At 65.5% G+C, this 24,567-nt stretch carries 19 protein-coding genes and 3 tRNA genes; 10 read left to right on the top strand and 12 right to left on the bottom strand.

The annotated features are described in order from the left end of the window. Positions 1-16: 16 nt before the first annotated feature. Both IEY43_RS15455 and IEY43_RS15460 read left to right on the top strand, forming a co-directional pair. Positions 17-2,107 carry a prolyl oligopeptidase family serine peptidase gene (locus tag IEY43_RS15455; RefSeq protein ID WP_188949495.1) on the top strand — a complete coding sequence of 697 codons (2,091 nt, stop codon included), beginning with the start codon at positions 17-19 and terminating at the stop codon, positions 2,105-2,107. Between the two features lie 63 nt (positions 2,108-2,170). Next, a tRNA-Ser gene (locus tag IEY43_RS15460) sits at positions 2,171-2,259 on the top strand. Positions 2,260-2,769: 510 nt separating this feature from the next. Here the strand turns inward: IEY43_RS15460 and IEY43_RS15465 are convergent. The 3 genes from IEY43_RS15465 to IEY43_RS15475 all read right to left on the bottom strand — a co-directional run bounded on the left by IEY43_RS15465 (position 2,770) and on the right by IEY43_RS15475 (position 6,131). Continuing rightward, positions 2,770-2,928: a hypothetical protein gene (locus IEY43_RS15465; protein WP_188949497.1), complete on the bottom strand. Its 159-nt coding sequence runs from the start codon at positions 2,926-2,928 to the stop codon at positions 2,770-2,772. A 122-nt stretch (positions 2,929-3,050) separates the two neighbouring features. Next, positions 3,051-3,980 carry a hypothetical protein gene (locus IEY43_RS15470; RefSeq protein WP_188949499.1) on the bottom strand — a complete coding sequence of 310 codons (930 nt, stop codon included), beginning with the start codon at positions 3,978-3,980 and terminating at the stop codon, positions 3,051-3,053. Between the two features lie 30 nt (positions 3,981-4,010). Then, positions 4,011-6,131: a RecQ family ATP-dependent DNA helicase gene (locus IEY43_RS15475; RefSeq protein WP_188949501.1), complete on the bottom strand. Its 2,121-nt coding sequence runs from the start codon at positions 6,129-6,131 to the stop codon at positions 4,011-4,013. 146 nt (positions 6,132-6,277) lie between these two features. On the opposite strand from IEY43_RS15475, the gene IEY43_RS15480 reads away from it, so the two are divergent. The 4 genes from IEY43_RS15480 (at position 6,278) to IEY43_RS15495 (ending at position 10,084) form a co-directional block, all read left to right on the top strand. Continuing rightward, entirely contained in the window at positions 6,278-7,711 is a 1,434-nt protein-coding gene (locus IEY43_RS15480; RefSeq protein ID WP_374189872.1) for a phosphomannomutase/phosphoglucomutase, read from the top strand. Positions 7,712-7,720: 9 nt separating this feature from the next. Then, entirely contained in the window at positions 7,721-8,191 is a 471-nt protein-coding gene (locus tag IEY43_RS15485) for a hypothetical protein (protein WP_188949505.1), read from the top strand. Positions 8,192-8,302: 111 nt separating this feature from the next. Continuing rightward, positions 8,303-8,755: an RrF2 family transcriptional regulator gene (locus IEY43_RS15490; RefSeq protein ID WP_188949506.1), complete on the top strand. Its 453-nt coding sequence runs from the start codon at positions 8,303-8,305 to the stop codon at positions 8,753-8,755. A 153-nt stretch (positions 8,756-8,908) separates the two neighbouring features. Beyond that, on the top strand, positions 8,909-10,084 hold the full coding sequence (locus IEY43_RS15495) for a globin domain-containing protein (RefSeq protein ID WP_188949509.1): 1,176 nt from the start codon (positions 8,909-8,911) through the stop codon (positions 10,082-10,084). Between the two features lie 80 nt (positions 10,085-10,164). Here IEY43_RS15495 and IEY43_RS15500 read toward each other — a convergent pair whose 3' ends face one another. Both IEY43_RS15500 and IEY43_RS15505 read right to left on the bottom strand, forming a co-directional pair. After that, positions 10,165-11,277, bottom strand: a complete 1,113-nt coding sequence (locus tag IEY43_RS15500) for an alpha/beta fold hydrolase (protein ID WP_188949511.1) — start codon at positions 11,275-11,277, stop codon at positions 10,165-10,167. Then, the gene (locus IEY43_RS15505) at positions 11,274-11,801 is read right to left on the bottom strand and encodes a PadR family transcriptional regulator (RefSeq protein WP_188949513.1); all 528 of its coding nucleotides are present in this window, start codon (positions 11,799-11,801) and stop codon (positions 11,274-11,276) included. Before IEY43_RS15505 ends, IEY43_RS15500 begins: the two co-directional genes overlap by 4 nt. Before the next feature lie 146 nt (positions 11,802-11,947). Here IEY43_RS15505 and IEY43_RS15510 point away from each other — a divergent pair, with 146 nt between their 5' ends. Continuing rightward, entirely contained in the window at positions 11,948-13,150 is a 1,203-nt protein-coding gene (locus tag IEY43_RS15510; protein WP_188949515.1) for a multidrug effflux MFS transporter, read from the top strand. Positions 13,151-13,238: 88 nt separating this feature from the next. On the opposite strand, the gene IEY43_RS15515 is transcribed toward IEY43_RS15510, so the two are convergent. Then, the gene (locus IEY43_RS15515; protein WP_188949516.1) at positions 13,239-15,071 is read right to left on the bottom strand and encodes a phosphoenolpyruvate carboxykinase (GTP); all 1,833 of its coding nucleotides are present in this window, start codon (positions 15,069-15,071) and stop codon (positions 13,239-13,241) included. Positions 15,072-15,389: 318 nt separating this feature from the next. Here IEY43_RS15515 and IEY43_RS15520 point away from each other — a divergent pair. From IEY43_RS15520 to IEY43_RS15530, 3 genes are all read left to right on the top strand, one after another. Further along, positions 15,390-15,466 (top strand) — tRNA-Arg (locus IEY43_RS15520). A 54-nt stretch (positions 15,467-15,520) separates the two neighbouring features. Beyond that, on the top strand, positions 15,521-16,105 hold the full coding sequence (locus IEY43_RS15525) for a GNAT family N-acetyltransferase (RefSeq protein ID WP_229777444.1): 585 nt from the start codon (positions 15,521-15,523) through the stop codon (positions 16,103-16,105). A gap of 90 nt (positions 16,106-16,195) precedes the next feature. Beyond that, positions 16,196-16,272 (top strand) — tRNA-Arg (locus IEY43_RS15530). 81 nt (positions 16,273-16,353) lie between these two features. Here IEY43_RS15530 and IEY43_RS15535 read toward each other — a convergent pair. The 6 genes from IEY43_RS15535 to IEY43_RS15560 form a co-directional block, all read right to left on the bottom strand. After that, entirely contained in the window at positions 16,354-17,367 is a 1,014-nt protein-coding gene (locus IEY43_RS15535; protein ID WP_188949518.1) for a LacI family DNA-binding transcriptional regulator, read from the bottom strand. Positions 17,368-17,455: 88 nt separating this feature from the next. After that, on the bottom strand, positions 17,456-18,874 hold the full coding sequence (locus IEY43_RS15540) for a GH1 family beta-glucosidase (RefSeq protein ID WP_188949520.1): 1,419 nt from the start codon (positions 18,872-18,874) through the stop codon (positions 17,456-17,458). Next, a complete protein-coding gene (locus IEY43_RS15545; protein ID WP_188949522.1) occupies positions 18,874-19,755 on the bottom strand; it encodes a carbohydrate ABC transporter permease in 882 nt (293 codons plus the stop codon). Before IEY43_RS15545 ends, IEY43_RS15540 begins: the two co-directional genes overlap by 1 nt. Then, positions 19,748-20,887: a carbohydrate ABC transporter permease gene (locus tag IEY43_RS15550; RefSeq protein ID WP_188949524.1), complete on the bottom strand. Its 1,140-nt coding sequence runs from the start codon at positions 20,885-20,887 to the stop codon at positions 19,748-19,750. The genes IEY43_RS15545 and IEY43_RS15550 overlap by 8 nt, the downstream gene beginning before the upstream one ends. A 63-nt stretch (positions 20,888-20,950) precedes the next feature. Continuing rightward, positions 20,951-22,282 carry an ABC transporter substrate-binding protein gene (locus tag IEY43_RS15555; RefSeq protein ID WP_229777445.1) on the bottom strand — a complete coding sequence of 444 codons (1,332 nt, stop codon included), beginning with the start codon at positions 22,280-22,282 and terminating at the stop codon, positions 20,951-20,953. A gap of 306 nt (positions 22,283-22,588) precedes the next feature. Then, on the bottom strand, positions 22,589-24,502 hold the full coding sequence (locus IEY43_RS15560) for an ExeM/NucH family extracellular endonuclease (protein WP_188949527.1): 1,914 nt from the start codon (positions 24,500-24,502) through the stop codon (positions 22,589-22,591). Between the last annotated feature and the right edge of the window lie 65 nt (positions 24,503-24,567).

The raw sequence follows: 24,567 nt of genomic DNA on the forward strand, positions 1-24,567 counted from the left end.
GCCTTAGACTGTGAGCATGACTGACCGCGCCGCCACCGCCGCCCATCTGCCCGACACCTACTCATGGCTGGAGGGAATCCACGACGAAGCCGCCCTGGACTGGGTCCGCCGGCAAACCGAGCGAACCGACGCCGAATTGTGCGATGCCGAGTTCGACGGCACCGTCCACGGCATCAAGACCGTGCTGGATTCCCAGGACCGCATCCCGATGGTCACCAAGCGCGGGAACCACTACTACAACTTCTGGCGCGACGCTGAACACCGCCTGGGCCTGTGGCGCCGCACCACCTGGGATTCCTACCTCAGCGAGTCGCCACGGTGGGAGACCCTGCTGGACCTCGACGCCTACGCCGAGCAGGAAGGCAGGCAGTGGCACTTCGCCGGCTCGCAGCTGCTGCGCCCCGCGCAGGGCGAGCCGCATCGCCGCGCCCTGATCCGGCTCAGCCCCGACGGCGGCGACCAGGTGCGGGTACGCGAGTTCGATCTGGAAACCCTCAGCTTCCCTGAGGACGGATTCGACCTGCCGGTGGCCAAGACCAACGTTTCGTGGATCGATGCGGACACCCTGCTGGTCGGCTCCGCCACCACCGAGGCGAACACGACACGCTCCACCTACGCCAGCACCCTGCGCCGGCTTGCCCGCGGGGCGGATCTGGAAGCCGCCGAGGTCGTCTACGAGGTGGATCTGGGGCACGTGGCCGCCTTCGGCTACTTCGACTCCACCCCGGGATTCGAGCGGATCATCACCACCGATGCCATCGACTTCTACAATTCGCGCACTGGGGTGCTGCACGGTGCGGAGCATCGGACCATCGATGTGCCCACCGATGTGGAGGTCAGCCTGCATCGCGAGTGGCTGCTTCTGGCCCCGCAGACCGACTGGACTCACCAGGACCAGATGATTCCCGCCGGTTCGCTGGCGCTGGCCAAGCTGGATGCCTTCCTGGAGGACGGTGCGCTGGAGCGGCTGCTGTTCACCCCGGATCCCGCAACCTCGCTGCAGTCGCTGAGCTTCACCGCGAACTTCCTGCTGCTGACGGTCTTGAAGGACGTGGCCGCAGAGGTCCGCGTCATCGATCTGATCAAGAATTTTGATCAGTCGACCCTCCCGCTGGAAGACCCGATGCTCAGCGTCTCGGTGGCAGCAGTGGACGACGAGGATGCCGAGCACCCGGACGATTACTGGATGACCGTTACCGGCTTCACCACCCCGACCACGCTGCTGCGCGGCACCGTGACAGGCGGCCAGGGCGTCGTCAAGACCTCGCCCGAACGTTTCGACGCATCGGGCTTCGAAGTCACCCAGCATTTCACCCGGTCCGCCGACGGCACCAAGGTGCCGTATTTCCAGGTATCTGCCCGGGAGATGCCGCTGGACGGGAAGAACCCGGTGCTCATGGACGGATACGGCGGATTCCAGCACAGCATGACTCCCGGCTATGCACCGGCCATGGGCGCCGGCTGGCTCAGCCGCAGCACCGCGGCCGGCCGCCGACCGGTCTACGTCATGGCCAACATCCGCGGCGGCGGAGAATACGGCCCGGACTGGCACCGCGCTGCGCTGCGCGAAAATCGCCACCGCGCTTACGAGGACTTCGCGGCCATCGCCGAGGACCTGGTGGCCCGCGGAGTGACCCAGCGGGCGCATCTGGCGGCTACCGGACGCTCGAACGGCGGGCTGCTCATGGGCAACATGATCACCGGATACCCGCAGCTGTTCGGCGCGATCTCCTGCGGGGTCCCGTTGCTGGACATGCAGCGCTACACCCAGCTGGCTGCCGGCCATTCCTGGATTGCCGAATACGGCGATCCCGAGGTCGCGGAGGATTGGAAGTTCCTGCGCACCTTCTCCCCGGTGCACCGGCTCTCCGACCAGCCGCACCCTAATGACGACTACCCGGCGTCGCTGATCTGGACGACGACCTCGGATGACCGCGTGGGGCCGTCGCAGGCCAGGGTCATGGCGGCCAAGATGATGGATCTGGGTATCGAGAATGTGCGTTACCACGAACCATCCGGTGGCGGCCATGCCGGGTCGACGGACAACGAGTCCACGGCAAAAATGCTGGCGACCAGCTACGAATTCCTGTGGCGCCAAGTCAGGTAGGAGCCTCGTTTTGGAACACGCGCCCATCTTCGGGTAGGCTTAATTCTGCTGGAAACAGCGGATGGACACGTGCCAGAGCGGCCGAATGGACTTCACTGCTAATGAAGGGTCGGGGTTAAACTCGACCGGGGGTTCAAATCCCCCCGTGTCCGCCGAAAACCCCCTAGGTGACTAGGGGGTTTTACTTTTAACTAGCTTCTGCCCGAAGGCCCTGGCCCGGCTTCGGAGGCGCGGCGCCTCGGCGCATCCAGGGCATTCTCCGACTTAAATGGTTAAGCCCCGCGAAATCCTTGAGAATCCCGCGGGGCCTACACGGTGAACACCCGGTCCCCCAACCAAGTGCTCCAGCAACCAGAAGCATCCCCATAATGTCCAGTCAACCGCTTAACGCACTTCTGAGATTACCGTTCATTTCGCGCCGAGGCAAGGAATATCGACCAAATCGCTAAAACTAGGTAGTTCCCAAAGGCAAACTAGGTAGTGCCGGGTCTCGTGCGCTGGGTAGGTGCATTTAAAGCTTATTTGCTTGAAGAAATCAGCTGGTCGGAACGCTTCAGGGGATTTGCCACACGGCGGTTTCACAACCTCGCCGGCCTGCGGCGCACCACCGCCAACTACGCGAAAACCCCGGGCTGAAACCCGGGGTTTTGACGAAGCACCAGCTATTTGAGATTGCGTTCAACGTCGTGGGCGGTCTCCTTGACCTGGTCCTCGGCCTGCTTGAGCTTCTTGGCGGCTTCTGCATTGAGCAATTCATTGCGCAGTGCGTCGTCGCCGTTCGGCTCGCCCGGCTGGGAACCGTTCTCCTTCTCGTCTGACATGGTCGCTCCCCCTTCCACAACTCGTTGCAGAGAAATGTGGAATACAGACTAATGAGTCATGTCCGCCGGCACAATGGCGCGCCCCGGACGTTCATGGATCTCCCAGCAGTGCGAGGCTGGCGCTAGTCCTGGCGCTTGACGAAGGTGCGCAGCATGTTCTGCACGATATCTTCGGGCAGCGAGGTATGGCGGGCGATGATGTCCGTCATGCCCTGCAGGTCGTTGTCGGAGATCGCGTCGAACAGCGCTTCGCGTTCGGATTCAGGAAGATCAGCCGCGTCGAAGTGCACCGGTCCGTCGGGACCCTGGCCCTCAAAACGGAAGTCCGCCACATTGCCCTGGATGTTGTCTCCGGACATCGGCGAGGAAGCGATCATCCGTTCCAGGTCTTCCAGCGGAAGCCCCGTGTAGCCGTGCAGGACGCTTGCCGCGCCGGAGAAGTTCGAGTCGCGCAGCATGGAGAACAGCTGGTCGTATTCGTTGGGAGGCAGCTGCTCGCTGGAGAATTCCCGCTGTTCGCCGTCGACTTCGAACGCCATCTTGAAGTGGGTGGCGCTTGGCTCCGACTCGGAGCCGAACTGTTCATGCCATTCCTGCGGGATCACCCAGGAATCCTCGGAAGGCACGGGGTCGGCCACCGGCAGCACTTCGGCGTCCTTGGATTCCGCGGCCGGGGTTCCCTCATCGATGGCGGTCTGCGCTTCAAGCTTTTCGCGCAGCTCCTGGATTTCTTCCTCGCTGACGGGAAGCTCCTTGGCAGGGGCGGTCTGCGGATACTTGTCGAGGCTGCGCACCGCGATAACGCAGTTCTTCACCGTGTCTCCGGTGACCGCACGGTAGTTCTGCACCGCGCCCATGACATCGCCCTTGGCAAGGTTGCGATAGATGGCGTTGCGCGAGGCATCGTCCAATTTCGCGTTGGCGGCCTGCGCGGCCTCACGCGTCATCGCCTGGGCAACTTCCGCGGAGTTCTTCTTGCGAAGCGACTGCAGTCCGAGGTAGCCCAGGCCAATCACGGCGATGACGACGATGAGCCAGATGAAAAAATCCATACATCCAGCGTACTTCGTTTAACTGAACATTTACCCAGCGATTCCCAAAGTGAAAGGCAAAACACCGGGAGCCCCGGCGATGCGCAAAGCCCTGCCGGCCATGGCCAGCGACCATCGCGAATCGGTCAGGTCGTCAACCAGCATGACCGGGCCCGGCGCATCGGCCAGCAGGGCTTCCAGCGGCTCCGGGATCTCAAAGGCATCAGCCACCGCCGCGACGCGGAAGGCCGAGTTCCCACCCGGGCCGTTCTGCGGCGGCATCCCGCGATACTCCAGCTGGCCCAGGTACCTCAAGCGCCCCACGGAGGCCAGCTGCTGGGCGAGAGAGGTGACCAGCTGCGGGCGGGTTGAGGACGGCATGGCCACCACCCCCACCGGGCGCTGGTCCCAATTCCATTCCGATAGCACCTTGATGCAGGCCTCGAACATGGCCTTGTCGATCGGGTGGTCGGCGGGATCGGCGAAGAGCTGGCGCAGCCTGTTGCCCCAGCCCAGGTCGGTCAGTCGGGCCAGCGCCCGGCCGATCGAGACCTGCTCGTCCTCCGGGATCTTGCCCTTGAGCGTGTGACCCAGACGGTTCAGCCCCGACGGGTAGAGCTTGCGCGGCTCGATGCTCACCCCGGCGCGGCCCAGCGCGTTTTGCGCGTTGTCCTTGGATTCCTCGGGAATATGGTCGTCGTACCAGGCGCCGGCGCAGTTGTCGCAGCGTCCGCACGGCGCGGAGCGCGGATCGTCCAGGGACGTAGTCAGGAACTCCATGCGGCAGCCGCGGGTGTTCTCATAGTCGATCATGAGCCGCTGCTCGTGCACGCGGCTCGCGGCCACGCGCTTGTAGCGGTCCGCATCATAGGACCAGGGCAGGTCGGTGCGCATCCAGCCGCCGGCCACGCGTTCCACGGCGCCGTCCACGGCCAGCACCTTCAGCAGCAGTTCCAGCGGCGAGCGGCGCAGGTTCACCGCGCTTTCCAGCGCCGGCACGCTCATCGCGCCGTCGGCCTGGCCCAGCGCCTCCAGCACCGCGGTGGCGCGCACCTGGTCAGGCATGGAGCTGGTGGCGAAGTACTCCCAGATCTCCGCATCGTCGGCGCCCGGCAGCAGCAGCACGTCGGCGTTGATGCTGCCGCGGCCGGCGCGGCCGACCTGCTGGTAGTAGGCCACCGGCGAGCTGGGCGCGCCGATGTGGATGACGAACCCCAGGTCCGGCTTGTCGAATCCCATGCCCAACGCGCTGGTGGCGATCAGGGCCTTGACCTCGTTGGCCTTCAAGGCCTGTTCCAGCCGCTCGCGCTCTTCCAGATCGGTGCGGCCGGTGTAGGCGGCCACCTGGTGGCCGGCTTCGCGCAGCATCCGGGCGATGTCCTCCGCCGCGGAGACCGTCAGCGTGTAGATGATGCCCGAACCGGTGAAGTCCTCGATGTGGCTCAGCAGCCAGGCCAGCTGCATGCGCGGCGAGGGCAGGCGCAGCACCCCCAGGCGCAGCGAGTCGCGGGCCAGCGTGCCGCGCAGGGTGAACACGTCGCCCTCTCCCCCGGCCAGCTGCTCGGCCACGTCCTCCACCACGCGGGAGTTGGCCGTCGCGGTGGTCGCCAGCACCGGCAGCCCGGCCGGCAGCCGGTTGATCAGGTCGCGGATGCGGCGGTAATCGGGGCGGAAGTCGTGCCCCCAGTCGGAGATGCAGTGCGCCTCGTCGATCACCAGCAGGCCCAGCCGGTTCAGCAGCATCGGCAGCTGCTGTTCGCGGAAGGAGGGGTTGTTCAGCCGTTCCGGGGAAACCAGCAGCACGTCGATCTCGTCGCGCTGCAGCTTGTCCAGGATTTCGCGCCACTCCAGCACATTCGCGGAGTTGATGGCCGCGGCGCGCACGCCGGCGCGTTCGGCGGCGGCCACCTGGTCGCGCATCAGCGCCAACAGCGGGGAGACGATCAGCGTCGGCCCGTAGCCCTGCTCGCGCAGCAGCAGCGAGGCGATGAAGTACACCGCGGACTTGCCCCAGCCGGTGCGCTGCACCACCAGGGCGCGGCGGCGCTGGGCGACCAGCGCGCTGATCGCTTCGAACTGGCCGTCGTGGAACTGCGCGTCCGGGTTGCGCACCAGGGCGCGCAGCTTGGCCGTGGCGGAGGTCAGCAGGTCCGAGTGCAGTGAGGCATCCATGGCACCAGTATTTCAGTTCCAACCCACGAATTGCCCGCACCGCACCCGCGCTGGGGATCCGCGGCCCGGCGCGCGCCTGGAATGTAAGGCATTTCCCATGGTCCACGGCGTCATCCACCGGCCCGCGCGCCGCTCCAGCCGGTAGGCTGAATCCTGTGAGTGAAGAAATTGACCTGAGCCAGAGCTTCAAGGCCTACGACGTGCGCGGCATCGTCGGACAGTCGCTGAACGCCGAAGCAGTGGAGGCCATCGGCGCGGCCTTCGTCGACATCCTGGGTTTGTCCGGGGACACCGTGCTGGTGGGCGGCGACATGCGCCCGTCCTCCGCGGAGTTCTCCGAGGCCTTCGCGCGCGGCGCGACCTACCGTGGAGCCAACGTGGTGATGCTGGGGCAGATCTCCACCGACGAACTCTACTTCGCCTCCGGCCAGCTGGATGCCGCCGGCGTCGTCTTCACCGCGAGCCACAACCCGGCCCAGTACAACGGCATCAAGATGTCCAAGGCCGGCGCGTTGCCGATTTCCTCGGACACCGGGCTGTTCGAGATCCGCGACCTGGCCCAGCAGTATCTTGACGAGGGGCTGCCGGTCTCCGGGGACGCCCCGCAGGGCTCTGTCGCCCGCCGCGACGTGCTGGCCGACTACTCCGGCTACCTGCGCAGCCTGGTCGACCTGTCCGCCATCCGCCCGCTGAAGATCGTGGTGGACGCCGGCAACGGCATGGGCGGGCTGACCACCCCGGCGGTGCTCGGCGACGCGGTGCTTCCGGGCCTGCCGCTGGACATCGTGCCGCTGTACTTCGAGCTGGACGGCACCTTCCCGAACCACCCGGCCAACCCGCTGGAGCCGGAGAACCTCAGGGACCTGCAGGCCGCGGTGCTGGAGCACGGAGCGGACCTGGGCCTGGCCTTCGACGGGGACGCGGACCGCTGCTTCGTCATCGACGAGCGCGGCCTGCCGCTGTCCCCCTCGGCGATCACCGCGCTGGTGGCCGTGCGGGAGATCGCCCGCGTGCAGGCGGCCGGCGAGGCAAGCCCGGTGGTCATCCACAACCTGATCACCTCCAAGGCCGTGCCGGAGTTCGTCACCCGCGCCGGAGGCACCCCGGTGATGACCCGCGTGGGGCACTCCTTCATCAAGGCGGAGATGGCCACCCAGGGCGCGGTCTTCGGCGGCGAGCACTCCGCGCACTACTACTTCCGCGACTTCTACAATGCCGACACCGGCATGCTGGCCGCCATGCACGTGCTGGCCGCGCTGGGCGGGCAGGAGTTGCCGCTGTCCCAGCTGGGCGCCGAGTACGAGCCCTACGTCGCCACCGGGGAGATCAACTCCGAAGTCCAGGACAAGGCCGGGGCGACCGCCCGGGTCGTGGCCCACTTCGAGGGCCAGCCCGTCGAGATCTTCACCATGGACGGCACCACCATCGCGGCCGCCGACGGCAGCTGGTGGATCAACCTGCGCCCGTCGAACACCGAACCGTACCTGCGCTTCAACGGCGAGGGTGCGAGTGCGGAAGTCATCGAACCGATCCGCGACGCCGTACTGGCGATCGTGCGCCAAGAACAGCCAACCGACTAGGGGAAAGCCATGAACTTCGAATCACTGGACGAGGGCGTCAAGGACGCGCTGAACAAGGTGCTGAGCACCGCGCTGGGCGTGGCCCGCGAGCAGCTGGAAGAGCAGGGCGTTTTCCTGCCCTTCGCCATCGGCCTGGAGCCGCAGGACGGTTCCGACGAGGGCGAGCTGCGCCTGATTGCCGTCCCGCCGACCGACGACCCCGAGGACCCGGACGCCGACATCGACACCGAGGCCATGGCCGCGGATCTGGTTCAGGTGCTCAGCCAGCAGGGAGCCCACTTCGAGGCCATCGCCATCGCCTCCGACGTGCTGCTCCAGGAGAACGACCAGGACGCCATCCACGTGGTCGCCGAGCACAAGGCCGGCGCCGCGCTGGCCATCGTGCAGCCCTACGTGATGCCGGCCGAGCCGGGCGGCGAGTGGACCTTCGAGGATCCCGCCGCCGAAGCGGCGGAGGCCGTCTGGTCCAACGCCCGCTAGCACGCGCCCGCGACGGGAGGCGCCTGCCGCGACAACTTCCACGCCCTCCGGCCACCCAGCAGTGAGCTACACCGCTGACCGGCCGGAGGGCGTCGTCGTAGACTGGAGAACATGAAACTCAGCGCCTTTGCCGATGTCTGCCTGCGGACCGTCATGGTGCTGGGCGCGCCCGGAGCGGGCCAGCTGACCAGCCGAGAGATCGCGGACCTGGTTGCGGTGCCCTATAACCACGTCACCAAGGCGGTCCTGGAACTGCGCACCCTGGGGGTGCTGGACGTCGTGCGCGGCCGCAACGGCGGCGCCTCGATTACCCAGACCGGACTGCAGACCTCGGTCGGCACCCTGCTGCGCACGCTGGACAAGCGCGAAGACGTCGTTGACTGCACCGACCACGACGCGAGCGGCAACTGCCCGCTGGCCGGCGGCTGCCGCCTGCGCGGCGCCCTGCGCGCGGCCCGCGAGGCCTTCTACGCGGCCCTTGATCCGCTGACCGTGCAGGAGATCTGCGAGACCTCGCCGGCCATCACCTTGCTGCCCTTCCCCACTGTGCGACGCAGCGCGTAATTTTTCCGCGCCGCAAAAATACCAGTCAAACCCTGCTTTTCCGGATGTGGCGCAGCTCAACTTGCAATTCGTTTCTACGTCGCGTAGAACTTAAAGCATAAATCTTGCATTTCAAATGCAAGATAAACCAGACACTCTCCGAGGAGATACACCATGCTGTCCACCCAGTCCCGCCCGGTCATTGAAGCAACGCTGCCGATCATCGCAGAACGAATTTCGAGCATCACCCCGAAGTTCTACCAGCGCATGTTCGCCGCCCGACCGGAGCTGCTGGATGGCATGTTCTCCCGCTCGAACCAGAAGAACGGAACCCAGCAGCAGGCGCTGGCCGGTTCCATCGCCGTTTTCGCCACCTACCTGGTGAACAACCCGGAAACCACCCCGGAGACCATGCTGGCCCGCATCGCCCACAAGCACACCTCGCTGGGCGTCGTCGAGGAGCAGTACGGAATCGTCTATGAGCACCTGTTCGCAGCCATCGCCGAAGACCTGGGCGACGCGCTGACCCCGGAAATCGCCGACGCCTGGACCGAGGTGTACTGGCTGATGGCCCAGGCCCTGATCAAGATCGAAAAGGGCCTCTACGCCCAGCAGGCCAATGCCACCATCTACAGCAACTGGAAGCTCGTCGAGCGCACCGAGACCGGCGTGGATTCGGTCAGCTTCAGCTTCGAACCAGCCGATGACACCGCCGCCACCGTCGCCAAGCCGGGGCAGTTCGTCTCCATGCGCATGCCGATGACCGACGGCATCCGCCAGGTCCGCCAGTTCACCCTGAGCAACGACGTCCAGTCCACCACGCGCCGCACCGTCACCGTGAAGCTGGACGTGGACGGCGAGTTCACCCCGGTGCTGCACAACTCGCTGAAGGTCGGGGACGTCGTGGAGCTGTCCAACCCGTACGGCGACCTGGTCATCGACACCGAGGGCTCCCCGCTGGTCATCGCCACCGCCGGCATCGGCTGCACCCCGAGCGCCGCGGCCCTGCAGACCCTGGCCGCCGCGGGCTCCACCCGCGAGATCACCGTGCTGCACGCCGACCAGGAATTCGCTTCCTGGCCGCTGCGCGAGCAGATGCTCGAATCGCTGGGCCAGCTGCCCAACGCCAAGATCAGCACCTGGTTCGAGCGCGGCGAGCTGCCCGAGGGGCTGGACGCCAAGGCCGGCTACATGGACCTCACCGAGGCGCTGACCGCCGACAGCCAGGTCTACCTCTGCGGCCCGCTGCCTTTCATGCACGCGGTGCGCTCGCAGGCGCTGGCCGCCGGTGTTCCGGCCGAGCGCATCCACTACGAGGTCTTCGGACCGGACGTATGGCTCGCAGCCTAAGGCGCGAAGCCCACTAAGACCGGAACAGCCCGGACTGGCCATATGGGGGTCCAGTCCGGGCTGTTCTGTTTGCCGGAAAACTAGTCGGCGGCGGGGCCGTCGGAGTCGGTGGGCCGCTTGGCCACCGGGGGCTTCTTGGACAACGCGTGCTTCAGGTCGAGCTTTCTCGGGTCCAGCTTGCGCGGATCCAGCCGCTCCGCGAAGCCCTTGGCCTTGGCTTCCGCACCGGGCTTTCCGGCCTCGGCTACCGTTTCCGGAACCGCATCGGCGGCGGTATCTTCGGCATCCTGCGGGTCGATTTCCTCCAGGGTGGAGGTGCGCTTGAACGAGGCACCGCGCAGCTTGGGCTCCACCGGCTCGCGCAGCACCTGGTGCAGCTGCTGTCCGGTGATCCAGCGGCGCAGCACCGAGTTGAACAGCAGCGGATTTTCGATGTTCCACTGGTGGTGCATGCCGGGCACGACGCGGATGGCCGCCTGCGGCAGGGCCTCGCCAATGGCCGGGAAGGAACGCTGGACGAACTTCGGCTCACTGGCGCCGGCCAGCAGCAGGACCGGACCGGAATATGCGGACAGGTCCGCCGGCAGCCCTCCGGTGTCAAGATCACCCATGACCGCACGCATGTTCTCCGGCTTGAGCTTGACTCCGTGCTCGGCGAACAACTCGCGTTCATTGTCCACCATGCCGTAGGCCCCGGCCTGGAACTTCCAGTACCACTCGCTGCCGATCAGCTTGAGCTGCATACGCTGCACCGCCTTCGCCGCGGTTCCCGGCGGCGCGACGGACACACCGGTGACGAACACCGAATCAACCAGTTCCGGGTGCCGCGCGGCCACATGCAGGGCAATGACTCCGCCCAGGGACATGCCCACCAAGTGCACGCCGCCTTCGGACACCTCGTCCGCGATCAGCGCGGCGACATCGTCCGCCGCGGAGTCCAGGCCTTCCCATTTTTCCTCGAACCGGGCGCCGAAGGAGGGAAGGTGCAGGGTGAGGATGTTGAAGTCGCTGAAGGCCAGCACCTGGGGATCCCAGCTCCAGTTGCCCACGTTGCCCCCGTGAAGGAAAACCAGGGTCTGCACGGGGCCGCTGTCCTCGGGCTTGCGGCGCGCGGGATGCATCTCGGGATAATCGGTCGCATCCCGCGCCGGCTTGGGCGTCTGGTTCTTTCCCTGGTCGTTGGCAGAGGTCATGGCAAATGCTCCAATACTGCGTCTAGCCATTCCAGCTCGGCGGCCTGTTGTCTGATTGCATGGTCCAAGGTCGCGGCCATGAGGAAGCTGCGGCGGTCCGCGGCGGCACGCATATCAATCCCCTCGCGCTGGGAAAGGTAGTCGTCCAGCACGTACTGGGTAGCCTGTCGGCGTTCGATCAGCAGCTGCTCGATGCCATCCCGCTCCAGCTCCGCGGCGAAGAAGACCTGCCCCATGAACGGGTCGCGCTCCGGGGACCGGGCGGCCCCGCTGGAAAGCCACTGGTTCAGCACTTCCCTGCCGGCCTCGGTGATGTGGTGTTCCTGCCGGTCCGGGTAGTTCGATTGCGGGACGGTGCGCACCGTGGCGTACCCCTGGTCCACCAGCTGGGCCAAGGTGCGGTAAATCTGCGCCTTGTCTGCATTCCAGAAGTGGTTAATAGAGGAATCAAAGTGCTTCTTGAGCTCGTAGCCGGTCATCGGCGACAAGCACAGCAGCCCGAGAATCAATCGTGCCAAAACCATAACTTCATCTTTTCACAGTTAGTTGATTTTGCACCCACCTGCGCGGGCGTGTGAAAACTGTTCTCCGATTGTGACCTTGGGCTATTCATCCCGCGCTGCGCAGTCATCTTTGCCGGTTCATCTGCAACGATCCCTAGAATTGGCACATGCCCAACGCCCCTGAACGCTCGCGGCTGACGCCGCCGCTTTTCGCCCTGCTGATCCTGCTCGGAACCACCGGCCCGCTGGCCACCGACATGTACCTGCCGTCATTCCCGGCGATGACCCGGGAATTCGCCACCTCGGCCTCCGGTATCCAGCTCACGCTGACGGCGTTCTTGATGGGCATCGCCTTCGGCCAGATCTTCTGGGGCCCGCTCTCGGACCGGTTGGGCCGGGCCAAGCCGCTGCGCTGGGGCACCGCGCTGTTTGTCGTCGCTTCCATTGTCGCCGCCGTGGCGCCGACGCTGACGACCCTGACGATCGCCCGCGCCCTGCAGGGGCTGGGCGGCGCGGCCGGCCTGGTGATTTCCAAGGCCATCGTCGCGGACACCACCCGGGGCATGCAGACCGCCCGAATTTTCTCGCTGCTGATGACCTTCGGCGGAGTGGCACCGGCCGTGGCCCCGTTGATCGGCTCGGTACTCGGCGAGTTCGGAGGCTTCCGCACGGTGCTGTGGTTCATCTCCCTGATCGCCTTGCTGATGGCGGCGGGGTCCTTCGGCATCTATCGGGAAACCCACCCGCAGCCCCAGCGTTCGACAGGAAACTTCCTGGCGCCTCTGCGCATCGCCCTGTCCAAGCCGCGCTTCGTGGGCTACATGGTCCAGTTCGCCTTCGCCTTCGGAGCCATGATGGCCTATGTCTCGGCCTCCCCGTTCCTCTACCAAAACGTCATGGGGCTCAGTCCGCAGGGTTACGCCCTGTGCTTCGGCATCAATTCACTCGGCTTGATCACCGCCGGCTTGGTCTCTGCCCGGCTCGCCACCCGCGTCCCGCTGCGCCGCACCATCAGCATCGCGCTGGGCGTCCTGCTCGTGTCCAGCTGCGCCATGGCTGTCATGGCACAGCTCGGGGTGCGCAGCCTGGCCCTGGCCGCGGTCATCTTCATCATGGTGACCTCGGTGGGCTTCACCATGGGAAACACCACCGGGCTTGCCGTGGCCGAAGTCCGAGAAGTTTCCGGGTCAGGCTCCGCGTTGCTGGGCTGCGCGCAGTTCTTCATCGGCGCGGTGGCCACCCCGCTGGTGGGCTTGAGCGGCGAGGACTCCCCCGTTGCCTTCTCGATCACCGCGCTTGCCTCTGCCACGGTGGCAGTTGGCGCCCTGGTCTACACCGCGGACCGCTTCCACCAGCCGAAATTGGGCTAGCGACCCCGGCGGGCGCAAAAAATCCCCGGCAACCCGTTCTCCGCCCCGAAGGGCAGATGGCGGGCAGCCGGGGATTTTCTTGTCATACCTAGGCGTTCAGGCGGGCCTTCAGGCCATCAAGCTCGGCGCGCAGCGAAGCCGGCAGAGCCTCTCCGAACTTGGCGTACCACTCTTCGATGCTCTCGACCTCGGTCAGCCATTCGTCGGTGTTCACCGCAACGGCGGTTTCCACGTCTGCCGGGGTGAAGCCTTCCAGGCCGGTCAGGTCAAGGGCTTCGCCGGTCGGCACGTAGCCGATGGCGGTTTCCTTGGCGTCTGCGGTGCCTTCGATGCGCTCGACGGCCCACTTCAGGACACGCGAGTTGTCGCCGAAGCCAGGCCAGGCGAAGCCGCCCTCGGGGGTGCGACGGAACCAGTTGACCAGGAAGATCTTCGGCATCTGCTCCGGGTTGAGCTTGCCCGAGATCTGGTCCCAGTGGTTGAGGTAATCGCCGGCGTTGTAGCCGATGAAAGGCAGCATGGCCATCGGGTCGCGGCGGACCTGGCCCACGGCGCCTGCCGCTGCCGCGGTGGTCTCGGAGGACAGGGTCGAACCCATGAAGATGCCGTTGGTCCAGCTGCGGGCCTCGGTCACCAGCGGGATGGTGGTCTTGCGGCGGCCGCCGAACAGGATCGCATCGATCTTCACGCCGTTAGGCGAGTAGTAGTCCTGCGACAGCATGTCGACCTGGTCGATCGGGGTGCAGAAGCGGGAGTTCGGGTGAGCGGCCTTGGTGCCGGACTCCGGAGTCCAGTCATTGCCCAGCCAGTCGACCAGGTGCGCAGGAGCCTCGTCGGTCATGCCTTCCCACCACACGCCGCCTTCGTCGGTCAGCGCGACGTTCGTGAAGATGGAATTGCCCTTGGTGATGGCGCGCATGGCGTTCGGGTTGGTGGACCAGCCGGTGCCCGGTGCCACGCCGAACAGGCCGTACTCCGGGTTCACGCCACGCAGTTCGCCGTCCTTGCCGATGCGCATCCAGTTGATGTCATCGCCCAGGGTCTCGGTCTTCCAGCCGTCGATGGTCGGATCCAGCAGCGCCAGGTTGGTCTTGCCACAGGCCGACGGGAAGGCTGCCGCGATGTGGTACGACTTGTTCTGCGGGCTGGTCAGCTTCAGGATGAGCATGTGCTCGGCAAGCCAGCCCTCGTCGCGGGCCATGGCCGACGCGATGCGCAGCGAGTAGCACTTCTTGCCCAGCAGGGCGTTTCCGCCGTAGCCGGAGCCGTAGGACATGATGGCGCGCTCTTCAGGGAAGTGCACGATCCACTTGTCTTCGTTGCACGGCCAGGCGACATCTTCCTGTCCCGGCTCAAGCGGAGCGCCGATCGAGTGCAGCGCTGGAACGAAGAAAGCGTTCTCTGCTTCCATCTTGCGCAGTACTTCATTGCCGATCTTGGCCATGATGCGCATCGAGGTGACAACGTAGGCGGAGTCGGTGAGCTCTACACCGTAGGCTGGCTGCTCTGCATCCAACGGACCCATGACGAAAGGAATCACGTACATGGTGCGGCCGCGCATGGAGCCGTCGAACAGGCCGTTCAGACGCTCCTTCATAACCTTCGGGTCTTCCCAGTTGTTGGTGAAGCCCGCATCTTCTTCCTTTTCGGAGCAGATGAAGGTGCGCTCTTCTACGCGGGCAACGTCCTTTGGATCGGAGAATGCGGCGTAGGAGTTGGGGAAGTTCGGGTCGGTCAGCTTGACCAGGGTGCCGGCTTCAACGAGCTCGGCGCACAGGCGGTCGTTCTCTTCAGCTGATCCGTCAACCCAATAAACACGATCCGGCTTCGTCAGTGCGGCAACTTCCTCGACCCAAGCCGCCAGCTTCACATGCGAAGTGGGCGCTGCGTCGATTACGTTCTGATCCGAGCTCGTGCTCATTATCGATTCCCTCCATTGGGCTGAACTAGCGATAAAACAAGGCTAGGGGGTGGCACTTCCCGAAACCCTGTGACTCAAACCTCACGACTCGAGGTGGACTAAACTGAAATAGTTGAGATCGCCGGAATTCCGGGGGTTTGCCAATTCATAACACCGCGTTAATGTGACGAAGGTCACGTAGACCGGTACCCTTTTGGTTTCTTCATAAAACCATTCATCTGCCATTTCCCAGGGATTCGAATTCTCGATTTGTACGCACGTGCAACCACCTGTATAGTTATTCGAGGTTCGCCACGGCGGATCACAACAAATGAATATGCGCCCATAGCTCAGCTGGATAGAGCGTCTGTCTACGGAACAGAAGGTCAGGGGTTCGAATCCCTTTGGGCGCACCATACTGAAATTCCCACTCGAATGAGTGGGAATTTTTTTCTTTCCCGAGGAGTGTCGTGCACTTTCCAGTGACTTCAGGCAACGGTGCAGCATTGCGCCTGCTCCAAGCTGGCGATGCCGGGGAAATGGCCGCCGCCTACCTGCGCAACCGGGCCCACCTGGCCCCCTGGGAGCCCGAGCGCCCGGAAGAATTTTTCACTCCGGCCGGACAGCGGCGGACTCTGGACATCCAACTCGACAGCCTTGCGGCGGCGCTGGCCTACCCGGCGGCGCTCTTTGCGGAGGGCCGCATCATCGGACGCTTCACCCTCTCCGGGGTTGTCCGCGGGCCATTCCAAAGCGCAAGCCTCGGATACTGGATGGACGCAGCGCACCAAGGTCGGGGCCTGGCAACCTTTGCGGTGCACGCCATGTGCCAGATCGCCGGCTCGGCCTTGGGCCTGCACCGCATCGAGGCCGGCACGCTGCTGCACAACCACGCATCGCAAGCGGTGCTGCGAAAATGCGGCTTCGAGCAGATCGGCATGGCGCCGCGCTACCTGAAGATCGCAGGCGAATGGCAAGACCACAACCTCTACCAGTGCCTCCTGGAAAACGAGTCCGGCCAGGAGGCCGCGGCACAAGAAGCCGAATCAATGTGACACCGGGCACTTTTGGGCTTTTCAATTTTTGCCGCCGTCGAATCTCGTGTATTGTTATTCAAGTCGTCAAGGCGACAAACAAGTAAATATGCGCCCATAGCTCAGCTGGATAGAGCGTCTGTCTACGGAACAGAAGGTCAGGGGTTCGAATCCCTTTGGGCGCACCAATAGATTCCCATTCGAAAGAATGGGAATTCTTTTTTAACCGGTACCCCGTATTCCCGCCGGAGCGGCAGGATATCCGACGGCTAATGCGATGCGCGCAGAATCAGCTCGGTGTCCATGATGCTCCACTCGGGCACGCTTTCGCCGTTGATCCGCTTGATCAGGATCTCGGCCATGATCGCTCCCTGGCGCTCCGGATGCTGGGCAATCGTGGTCAGCGGCGGGGTGGCATTGCGGGCGAAGGCGTCATCGTCCACCGTGGTCACGGAAACATCCTGCGGAACCCCGAGCCCTGCATCCGCCATCGCCTGCAACGCTCCGAAGGCCATCTGGGCACTGGCCACGAACACCCCGTCGAAGTCCGTGCCCGAATCGACCAGCTGCCGCATCAGGTCGTGTCCGCTGTCGGGAGTGAAATCGCCTTCCAGCACCGCCGCCGGTTCGAGCCCCGCCTCCGCCAGCGCTTGGGTGAACCCGGTCAGGCGATCGAGGCTCGCCCCCATGTCCTGCGGGCCGGCGATGGTGGCGATGCGCCGGCGGCCGCGTTCGATGATCACTTCGGTGGCCTGCTTCGCGGCGGAGATGTTGTCGATATCGACCACGAAGATTTCGCTCTGGTCGGTACTCATGGTCCGGCCGCCGAACACCAGCGGGAGCTGCCCGCCGAGGTCCGCGTAGGAACGGTCGGCTGCGTGGTGCGACAGTACCAGCGCGCCGTCAACATTGCCGCCGCGCAGGTAGCGTGTGGTTTTCCCCGGATCGGATTCGGTGGACAGCAGCAGCGACAGCATGAACTCGGTATCCGCCAGATACTGCGCGGCGCCCTGGACCACCTTGGCGAAATAGGGATCGGCGAAGAACTTCGCGGTGTTCTCGGGAACCACCAGCGCGATGGCGTTGGTCCGGCCCTGCGCCAGCGAACGGGCCGCCCGGTTGGGCACGTAGTTCAGTTCGCGGATCGCCTGCTCGACCGCTCGCATCGCCTCGGGCTTGACCTTCTCCGAGCCGTTGACGACGCGGGAAACCGTGGCGCGGGAGACGCCGGCGCGTTCTGCGACGAGCTCCAGCGTCGGCTGCTGCTTGCGTGGTTCGGACATGCTTGTTCTCTTTACTCCAGGGGCTTCGACGATCCTAGGCGTTGGGCGGGCCGGGGCACGAATCGATGTCCGCGCCCCGGCCCGGGCGTCATGCCATTGTACGGTTGGCGGCGATCAGCCCGGCATAGGCCCGGCCGCTGTTCTTGATGGTGCGCTGCTGCGTCCGGTAGTCCACGTGGATGATGCCGAACCGCTTGTTGTAGCCCCAGGCCCATTCGAAGTTGTCCAGCAGGGACCAGAGGAAGTAGCCCCGTACGTCGACCCCGTCGGAGAGCGCCCCGGCCACCGCGTCCAGGTGGCTGAAAATATACTCCTCTCGTTCCGGGTCCTCCACCGTGCCCCGCGCGGTGACCGCGTCCTCGTAGGCCGCCCCGTTTTCCGTGATGTACAGCGGCGGCAGGTTCGGATAGTCGTCCCGCAGCCGGTTGAGCAGCACGCGCAGTCCCTGCGGATTCACTTCCCAGCCCATGGCCGTGCGCGGGAGGTTGCGGGTCGGAAAGGTGACGTACTCGCTGCCCACGAACGGGGAGGCTTTCGGCGAGTTCGTGGGAACCAGGGCCTGCGGTTCGCCGGCTGCCAGCGGATGCCCCGACACGTTGTCGTCGTGGTAGTGGTTGACCCCGAGGAAATCGATGGGCTGCGCGATCAGCGCCGCGTCGCCGTCCTGGATCACCGCATTCAGCCCGAGGTGGCCGACGTCTTCCAGCAGGTCTGCCGGATAGCCCCCGCGCAGGATCGGGTCCAGGTACATGCGGTTCCACAGGGCGTCGATCCGGCGAGCGGCCTCCCGGTCCACCGGATCGGCGGGGTTGTCGGGCACCGCGTTGGTCAGGTTCAAGGTGATCCCCAGGTGCTCCGCTCCCAGGTCGCGCAGCCGCGCGGTGGCCAACCCGTGGGCCAGGTGCTGGTGGTGCACCGCGGCCAGCGCCGCGGCCGGCTCCTGCCGGCCCGGGGCGTGCTCGCCTGCGGCGTAGCCGATCAGCGACGAGCACAAGGGCTCGTTGAAGGTGGTCCAGCGGGCGACCCGGTCCCCGAGCTTCGCATGGACCGCCTCGGCATAGTCCAGGAATCGGAAGGCGGTGTCGCGGTTGGCCCAGCCGCCGCGCTCCTCCAGGGCCTGCGGCAGGTCCCAGTGGTACAGCGTCAGCCACGGCAGGATGCCGTGTTCCAGCAGCTCATCGACCAGCCGCGAGTAGAAGTCCAGCCCCTGCGGGTTGACGCTCCGTCCTCCCGGCACGATCCGGGCCCAGCTGGTGGAGAACCGGTAGGAGTCCAGGTGCAGCTCGCGCATCAGGGCGACGTCTTCGCGGTAGCGGTGGTAGTGGTCCACGGCGGTTTCCAGGTCCTCCCCGCCGGCGATGGCCCCGGGGACGCGGGCGAAGGCATCCCAGATGGAATCCTCCTTTCCGTGGGAATGGGCGGCGCCCTCGATCTGTGCTGCTGCGGTGGCCGAACCCCAGATGAAGGTCTCGGGCCACGCGAACGAGTGGGATGGGTGTCGAGTCATTAGCCCTTTACAGCTCCTGCCATGATTCCGGAAACAAGTTGCCTGCCGGCCACGACGAACAGCACCAGCAGCGGGATGGTGGCCATCAGGGCCCCGGCCATCACGATGGTGTAGTCGACGTAGCGGGCGGATTGCAGCTGGCTCAACGCCACCTGCAGCGTGGGGTTCTGCGGGGCCACCAGCATGGGCCACAGGTAGTCGGTCCAGGCTGTCATGAAGGTGAACAGCGACAGGATCGCCATGGCCGGGCGGGCGGCGGGCACCCCCACATGCCAGAACGTGCCGATCATGCTGGCACCGTCCACGCGGGCCGCCTCGATCAATTCGTCGGGAATGTTGTCCACCAGGTACTGGCGCATGAAGAAGACGCCGAACGCGGTGACGAGGGTAGGGATCATGATGGCGCCCAGGGATCCGGTCCAGCCGAATTCCTTCATCATCATGAACAGCGGGATGATGCCCAGCTGGGTGGGCACCGCCAGGGTCGCGATCACGAAGACCAGCAGGCCCTCGCGGCCGCGGAACCGGAGCTTGGCAAAGGCGTACCCGGCCAAGGTGGAGAAGGACACGACCGACAGCGTGATCACCGAGGACACCACCAGGCTGTTGCCCAGCGCCGCCCAGAAGTCGACGGTGTTGAACACCTCGGCTACGTTGTGCCAGAACTGGCCGCCGGGCAGCAGCGGGGGCCAGGCCGAGGCGAAAACCCCCGGGTCCGAGGACCCGATGACCAGCGAATACCACAGCGGGTAGGTGCTGCCCAGGAAGAAGGCGAGCAGGATGCCGTAGACCAGGAACCCGGGCCGGCGCTCGGTCGTGAAGCTTCGCGGGCGCTTGCGCCGCGGCCGCGGCGGTGCCGCGGCAAGGGGTGGGTTAGCCATGGTCTCTCCTCCGGGTTTCTGTCATGTCCTGTCCGCCAGCAGGCTTGCCAGTCATGCCAGGCCTGCTGGCATTCCTGCCGCGGCGCATGGGCCGGCGGCCTGCGCGCTTCTCTCCGGAGGAGGCGATCTTCCCGGACAGCAGGAAGTTGGCGACGCCGATGAGGATGATGATCAGGAACAGCATCCAGGCCACGGCCGAGGCCCGGCCGAAGTCCCCGCGGTTGAACGCCAGGTCCCACAGGTACAGCACGGTTGTCTGGTATTGGCGGTCGGGTCCGCCCGGCACCGAGCTGCTGGCGTTGAACAGCTTGGGCTCGGTGAAAATCTGCAGGCCGCCGATGGTGGCCGTGATGATCACGAAGATCATGGTGGGCCGGATGCCGGGCAGGGTGATCGAGAAGAACCTGCGCAGCATACCCGCGCCGTCAATCGCGGCCGACTCGTGCAGCTCCCGGGGAACCGCCTGCATGGCGGCCAGCAGGATCAGCGCGTTGTATCCGGTCCAGCGCCAGTTCACCATCGCGGCGATGGCCAGATGGGACGGGAACACCGAGGTCTTCCAGGCCACGGGATCCAGGTTGACCAGCTGCAGCAGGTTGTTGATCAGGCCGTACTTCTCGTCGAAGGCATTGGAGAAGATCAGGGTGACCGCCACCGGGGTCACCACATAGGGCACCAGCACACTCATCCGCCAGAAGGTCTTGGCGCGGAGGTTCTGGTCCAGCATCGCGGCGATGAATGTCGCGATGACCAGCTGCGGAATGGCCGACAGCAGGAAGATGCTGAACGTGTTGAACAGGGAGTTCCAGAACAGCGGCGAGGACAGCTCTGCGGCGTAGTTCTCCAGCCCCACCCAGTCCCCCGCCCCGCCCAGCAGATCCCAGTCGTTGATGGAGACCACGAAGGTGTAGACCAGCGGGAAGAGCCCGACGAGTCCGAAGAGGATGAAAAAGGGCGAGATGTAGAGGTACGGCGAGTACTTGTAGTCCAGCCGGCTGAACAAGTGGCGGCGCCGCTGCGGCCCGGAGTGGCGCTCCTCTAGGAGCTTTTCCGGAGTCGGGCTCGCGGGGCGCGCCTTCCTCCGGAGGTGTCCGGTGCCGGAACCGGGAGGCTTGTTGGTCAAGGTGCTCATGAAAATGTTCTCTTCTTCCGCGGGGCCCGGGTCAGCGGACCCGGGCCCCGGCTGCATCGGCCGTTACTTGATGTCCAGGTTTTTCAGGGTCGACAGGGCGTCGTTCCACGCGCTCTGGCCATCGGTTCCGGAATCCAGCGCGATGGTTGCCGGGCCGAAGACCTGCTCCTGGATGACCGAGTCGTTCGGGCCCTTGAACTGCGCCTTGACTCCTTCGGCGCGGCTGGCCAGGATCGTCCCGATCGGCGCGTCGTTGAAGAACTTGGTCAGCTCGTTGGCGCCGGTCACCGCTTCGGACTGCTGGGCTTCGAGGCTGCTCGGGAAGGCGCCGGCCTCCTCGAATGCGGCGGCCTGGGATTCAGCGCTGGTCAACCACTGGGCCAGCTTGGCGGCCTCGGCCGGATGCTCCGAGGTCGTGGGCACGGTCAGGAAGGTCCCGCCCCAGTTCGCCGGGCCGCCGGGGAAGACGTCGGCGAAGTCCCAGCCGCTGGCCGCATCGCCGCCGGCGCCCTCGATCTGCCCCTTGACCACTCCGAGCATCCAGCCCGGACACGGCATGGTGGCGAAGGAACCGTCGATGAACGCCTGGCCCTTGCCCCAGTCCCACTGGGTCTGCCCGGAAGACAGCCCGTTGGAGGCCGCATCGGCCAGCAGATCCCAGCGTTCGCGCAGCTGCGTATTGCCTTCGATGTTCAAGGTTCCGTCGGCCTTGTAATAGCCCTCGCCGAGCTGGTTGACCATGGAGTTCCACACGAATCCGGATTGATCGTAGAAGGCCTCGTCCGATGCCTTGACATAGTCCTTGCCGACATCGACGAACTTCTCCCAGGTGGCGTTGTCCCCTCCGAAGAGTTCGACGACGGCGTCGCGCTCGCTGGGCAGGCCGGCCTTCTTATAGAGGTCTGCGTTGTAGCACAGGCCCATGGGGCCGATGTCCGTGCCGTAGCCGATGATTCGGCCTTCGTCATCGGTGGCCTGCTGGACCTTCCAGTCCACCCATTGGCTGGAGATCTCGCCCGCACCGTAGTCGCGCAGGTCGGCGAATGAATCGGAGACGGCCATGACCTGCCCGAGCCATCCCTCCTCGACCGCCTGCACGTCGGGCAGGCCGGCGCCGGCGGCCTGCTTGGTCTTCCAGTCGGTCAGTGCGTTGCCGCCGGTATCGATGTTGGTTGCCTGGATCTTGACGCCCGGGTTCTGGGATTCGTACTTCGCATACAGGGCATCAAGCCCCATGGTCCCGAAGGTGGTGACGGTCAGGGTGACCGGGTTGTCGGCGGATGCCGGCTGTTCGTCGGCGGCGTTGTTGCTGCCGCCGCAACCGGTGGCCAGCAGGGCCAGGCTTCCGGCGACGGCGACCGCTTTGGCGATGCGGGATGTGCGAGAGATGTCCACGGTGACTCCGTTCAGAGTGCTGAGCTTGCGAGTGTACTTTCGAGCGTCCCGCTCATTCGTGAGAGCGCTCTCAAACTTGGGGAAAAAAATAAACTCCGAGGAGTTTTCGATACAGCATGAGTCACGATAGCGCCCGCCCATCACTCTGTGAGCGCTCTCACAATTCATCTGCACTAAGACTGCCCGTGGAAACGAAAAGTGTCAACCCCCAATTTCTGCTGCCGCCGGAGAACCGCCAGCAGGGGCCCGGAACCGCGCCGGCATGTCGCCTGCGCCGTTCCGGGCCCCGCTGGCATCCGGAACCGGCTACTTCTTGTCCAGCTGCAGGCCCACCAGCACCGGATCGTGGTCCGAAGAGCGGTACTGGTTCCCGGTGACCAGCTGGGTCACGTTGTAGTTGTAGCGGCTGTACTCGTAGCCGATGGATTCGGTCGCGTTGATGTTCCAGATATCCTGGCCCGCCACCTTCTTCGCCAGCGGCCGCGAGGCGAAGACGTGGTCCAGCGAGCCGGTCAGCCCGGCAAACAGGTAGCTGCGCGAATCCGCCGCCGCGCCCAGGTCGACATACCCGGCCTGCGACAGCACCTTGATGGGATCCTCGGCAGAATAGGAGTTGAAGTCGCCGGCCAGCAGAATCTGGTCGGTGTTCGAGGTCTTCTTCAGCGAATCGGCGAATTTCACCAGCGCGGTGGCCTGTTCGACGCGCGCGGCGTTCCACGCCCCCTGGCCGTCCCCCTGGTCCGCATTGGCCGAGCCGTCCTTGGGATCCGATCCCTTGGACTTGAAGTGGTTGGCGATCACCAGGAAACGGGTCTTCTGGTTGCCGCCCACCCGCTGGAAGGCCTGCGCCATCGGGTCGCGGGCGTTGTCGAAGGCAGGGTCGTCCAGGATCCGGGACTTGCCGATCGGCTTCACCGCGTCGCGCTGGTAGATCATCGCCGTGCGGATCACGTCCTCGTCGGCCGGGACGGCGCCGGGGCTCGGTGCATAGCTCCACCGGTTCTGCCCGGCCGCGGCATTCAGCTCGTCCACCAGGTGCGCCAGCGCGGCGTCCCGGTCCTGGCCGAAGCGCGCCGAGTTCTCGATCTCCTCGAGCACCACCACGTCGGCGTCGAACTTGTTCAACGCCGCGACGATCTTGGCCTGCTGCCGTTCGAAACTCGCCTCGGTGGCCGCGCCGCGGGCATCGCAGCCGCCGCGCACCGTCACCGGAACCCCCTGGCGGTCGTTGTAGTAGGTGCAGCCTTCGAGGCTGTCGCCGGTGGTCGTGAAGTAGTTGAGCACGTTGAAGCTGCCGACGCTGACATTGCCCCCGACGTCCTGGGGCTTGCTGCTGTCGATCTGCTCGAAGCTGACCGGGATGTCCGCATCCTGCGCACCGGTCACCTGGCCGGTCGGCTGCAGCCGCCACAGGTCGTAGCGGTAGTCCATGATCACCGGATCGGTGAAGGCCGCGGCCGCGCCCACCGTGACCCGGCGCTGCGCATCGAGGTACGGCAGCGGCACCGAGGTATTGGAGGCGGTCGAGAAATTCAGCGTCGCGCCGTCGTCCAGCACGATGGCCCGCTGCTCGTTCTCCTCGGCAAGCCGCAGCGCCTGGGCGCTGCCCGGCGCGAAGACATCGGTCGGCTGGCGCAGCGTGCGCTCCCCGGGAACGATGCTGCTGGTTCCCTGCGCCAGGGTGATCTCGCCGTACTGGTTCAGCGAGTAGTTGTCCGACACCGTAAACTGCCCCTGCGGGTCGACCAGCATGGATTCGAAGCGCTCGCGGTCGGCGTCCGAGGCCGGCAGCGGGGTCGACAGCGGCTTGACGGCTTCTGCCGGTTCGGCCAGCGGCGCCACGCCGGAGGCGCTGATCTGCGTCAGACCGAAGTACTCGGAGACCGTGCCCGCGACCTCCACATGGTCGCCCACGGCGACGGAGGAAACCTGGCGCGGTGCGTAGACGAAGATGCCGGAGCTGCCCAGCGGCGAGATTTCCGCGCCGCTGCCGGCGGTCTGCAGGTAGAAGCCGCGGATGCCGCCGTCGGCGTAGGCCCCGGTCACCACGCCCCGGACCGTCACCTTTTTCCCCGCGAAGGGCGAGGTGTCGGCGGCTCCCTGGATTTGCTCGATCGAGGTGATTCCGGAGTCGTCGGCCGTGGCCGGCACGATACCGCCAGCCGCGAGGCTGGCGCCCAGAGCAGCGGCCGCAAGAGCCATGCTGGTACGTTTGCGCATGTGATTCCCAACGTCGGTGTGGCGAGCGCGGCCAAGCGACCGCGCAGCGAGCTCTTTATCGAATT

This window comes from Glutamicibacter protophormiae, from assembly GCF_014647495.1.
GTDB lineage: Bacteria > Actinomycetota > Actinomycetes > Actinomycetales > Micrococcaceae > Glutamicibacter > Glutamicibacter protophormiae.